Source organism: Bacteroides sp. 43_46 (genome assembly GCF_001915455.1).
Classification (GTDB): domain Bacteria; phylum Bacteroidota; class Bacteroidia; order Bacteroidales; family Bacteroidaceae; genus Bacteroides; species Bacteroides caccae.
Genome location: NZ_MNQN01000088.1, coordinates 1 through 3768, shown reverse-complemented (window position 1 = coordinate 3768; position 3768 = coordinate 1). Strand labels below are relative to the sequence as shown.

1 protein-coding gene and 1 pseudogene are annotated in these 3768 nt (G+C 37.6%); both read right to left on the bottom strand.

Annotation, left to right across the window (positions count from 1 at the left end; translation table 11 throughout):
• Positions 1 to 89: 89 nt before the first annotated feature.
• Positions 90 to 810, bottom strand: a pseudogene (locus BHV72_RS07045) (phage integrase SAM-like domain-containing protein); the annotation flags it as partial.
• 431 nt (positions 811 to 1241) lie between these two features.
• Positions 1242 to 3743, bottom strand: a complete 2502-nt coding sequence (locus BHV72_RS07040) for a PL29 family lyase N-terminal domain-containing protein (RefSeq protein WP_286855477.1) — start codon at positions 3741 to 3743, stop codon at positions 1242 to 1244.
• Between the last annotated feature and the right edge of the window lie 25 nt (positions 3744 to 3768).

The window sequence follows — 3768 nt, the reverse complement described above, 5'->3', positions numbered from 1 at the left end:
ATATTGTAATTCGCTCGTTTCTAAATCGTTACCTGATATTAATTAAACAGAAATAACTGTTTAATTTTCAATTAGATAGAGATTGTATGATGTTTCGCCGTGTACGAGCTTAATTTATCGCCTAGTCCTAATAACTCTCCTAACAACATTAGTTGTTGATTAAAGCTGCGTAACGCCAACTGATATTCCCGATACGCCTCTTTCGTTCCTTCACGGCTTTCCAAAAAAGGAAAGAGATAAGGAGAAGAAGTTCATGTATTTCTTTACCAGAATCATTGCTTCCGGAGTTAACGTCACCGACAGGGGACGGCCTGTTTTACGCCGACGATACGTGATCACATTATCACGTAAATCACTCTTACGTAGATAAGCAAGATCAACAAACGGTATACCACGAAGAAGAAACATTAAAATAAAAAACTCCTGCGCCCGTCGTAATCCTAAAGACACCCCGGACGAACGGGACAAGTCCGCAAAAACTTTCTTCATATCTTCGTCACTTAATGCCCGCTTATGGTCGGCACGAGTTCCCGTATACACCGAACGGAACAGATGCGGAACGTATGGTGCCCGATGAAGATCGACGGCACGATTGTAAACGGCACGAAAAGTGCGCAGATAGGTAGAAACCGTATTCCAACTACACCCACGACTACGAAGATAAACTACCTCATTGAAGGCAAAATCATCTTTCCCACGATAAGCAATAATGGCATTGAGACTGCTGCGATAGACATGAGCAGTTCCAAAGTTTCCCTCCACTTGTAACCCACGGGCCACTTGCTTCATAAATCCTAATACTTTTGACATCTCACGATTGTTTTGATTAATTTGATAATAAAGATACAAGTATTCTCATAAAAAGAATACCTCATACAAACAAAACGAAATATAAAGATGTTTTGGAATGCACCATAACGATGAAAAGCCCGAACTTTCACAAGCTCGAGCCTTTTGTATTCTTAAAACATCTCCTTATCTATAGGAAATAAGGGACTAGCAAATTGCTTCTAGTATAATAAGTAAGATGTCTTAAGAGAGAGATAAAAAGGGATGTCCGTGGGAAATAAGGGAGGCATCCCTTCTAGAGATAAACATTTGAGAATATACTTTCACAAGCATAATTTTCAGTCTATCCCTGAATATATTTCTTCTCAAAAGATTTGATTATATATTATAGAAGGCATCTTTAATCTTAAAAGGATTAAGATGCCCTCAATTACAGATCTTTTAAATCCGGTTTACTTCAACACTTTAACATAAACAGTTTCAGTAGTCTGTCTACCCCATTTATCAGTAATGATAACGTTTACTTCACATACCGGAGGAGTAACGATAGGTGTTTGAGAAGCTTTCTTAGAGATTACAACTTTGTCAGTTTTCGTAAAGTCAGTAGCACTTAATGTTACATAATCTTTAGCATCCTGGTTTGCCAATTCAAGTACAACAGATTTAATTCTCTTGTCATCAAAGTCATAGCCAACACCATAAGCATCTGTTTTTTCGAAATCTTTAGCTAACAGATCTTGTGTATGTCCTCCATCTACTTCAAATGGCTTAGCTTCAGTACCTGATTTGCCAATATACTTAAATGTACCTTCGAAGATTTCCGATTTCACAGTCAAATTAAACTTATCAGTGATAACATTCAGACGGTCATTTCCAAACGGAGCATAAGCTACTGTAATGTTACGACCTTCATAAGCACCACCCCAAGCATCATAAGGCGCAACTGTGATCTCATCGCTACTCTTATTTGAGGACAACCATGCATCAGCATAGACTTTTGTATCCTCTACCATTTTGGACGGTATTTCCTCATCAAATGAAATAAGTGCTTTCTCTTTAGCAGAAATAGAACCTTCCTGGTACAGTTTGTAAAGATTGTAAGTAATCTTACCTGCTGCATCTTCATCATTTACATTACCATAAGCAGTAGCGTTATCACCACTAAAGTAAGCACCTGCACGTTTGAATTCAAACAACTTACTATCCTGCTGGTCTACAGTAATCTTAAATGTCGTTTCATACAGAACATCATTATCCAATCCCGGAGTCGGAGCTGCATTTTTGAATTTAACTGTTGCAGTATGAGGAACAGCAGCAACTTCAGCAGGATCAAATGTAGCTTCGATTACAAATTTAGTAATATCAGCTACACCTGTAGACATATCAGCTACGGGTTCTCCGTCTTTGTCCAAACCTACCAGTTTCAAAGTAATACCACCTTCATATTCCAAATCCTTCACTCCGTTAATTTCAACTTTACCATCAGTATAAGCGATTTCCGTATCTATACCAGCTGTTATATTTGCTTTGATTACATCTACTGAAGGACCAACAATTTCAGAAGTAGCTGTTACTTTTTCGCCATCTACGACCCAAGTCATATCTTTAATCTCTGCTTTTTCAGCTGCATACTTGAATGTCAAATTCAACTTAGCTTCTTTTTCATTTCCAGCAGTAGTAAAATAGGCAATAGTAACAGTCAATTTGCCTTCCTTATTAGCAATAATTGTTTTATTTTCCTTGCTAAATGTAGCCTCAATTTTCTTAGCATCGGCTTCGACAACTGAATAAGTATAATCTACTACATCATTCAATTGATCACCAACCAATTCATCCAGATTATGAGTAACTTTGAAATCTACATCCTTATTTACATCTACAAGTGTCTTTTCTTCTTCTTTAGCTGTAACTTTCACATCATATCCGGAGATGATTTCATTCCCCCACGCATCTTTCGTTGTAAGTGCATAAGCGATATTTTCATTCAAATTATCCGGATCTATACCTTCAGCAAATTTAAGAGTCAAGTCATAGATACCTTTATTTGCTGTATTTTCAGCACGAGTTAAAGCAGTTTCACTAACATTAGCTGCAATACTAGCTACAACAAAGTTTGTATTTCCTTTAGAATCAGTCAAGCCGATTTCATAAGATTGAATATCTTTAACCTCCAAGTTCACCGGATTAATCAATGCATGAATCATGCTACCTCTAGCAGACAGGAACGTTCCTTTTGGATAAGATTTTCCGTTAAATTTAACATCTTTTCCTACTACTCCATAATACAAGGTAGCGTTTGCCTCAGTAGAAGAAAAATCGATACTTCCACCTTGTTCGCCAAGTGCACGCATACTAGTGATACGAGCAGCCTTAGGCATAGAAACAGTTTCCCATTCTCCCGTTTCCTTATTGAGTATATTCAAAACCCAAACCAATGGATTATTAGCATCAGCAGTTACATAGATATCTGTAGCAGCTTTAACATCTGTTTTTTTAGGTCCTCCGGCTTCTGCATCCCAAACCATCCAATATCCGTCTTCTGAAATTTGCGGTGCATATCCATCTTCACCTTTGTCACCTTTGTCACCTTTATCTCCCTTATCACCTTTCTTTCCTTCAGAACAAATACCGGTGTCTTTTCCATCAATAATCCAGTTCTTTGTTGCCGAATCAATCTCAATCTTTGTACCTGCTGCGCCATCGGCACCACTTACGATAGAATAGCTTTTACCATCGTTAAAAGTAATTTTAAATCCATCAGTAATTGTCTCTACAGCGGTTACCCATTTGCCTTCTTTCACAAAATTCTGTAACTCGGCAATGCTAGCTTTGTTTGCGTCAATCTGTGTTTGCAGATTGTCGATGTCATCATCGTAGTCCTTACAACCTACATAGGTGACAGTAGAAAGTGCCAACGCCCCGAAGAACATCACTTTTACAAATTTTCTTTTCATAACTACTTAAAAATTACATTAATAA

Bases quoted from the DNA above. Each gene is read 5' to 3' on its own strand.
- BHV72_RS07040 (WP_286855477.1), bottom strand. From the start codon at position 3,743: ATGAAAAGAAAATTTGTAAAAGTGATGTTCTTCGGGGCGTTGGCACTT.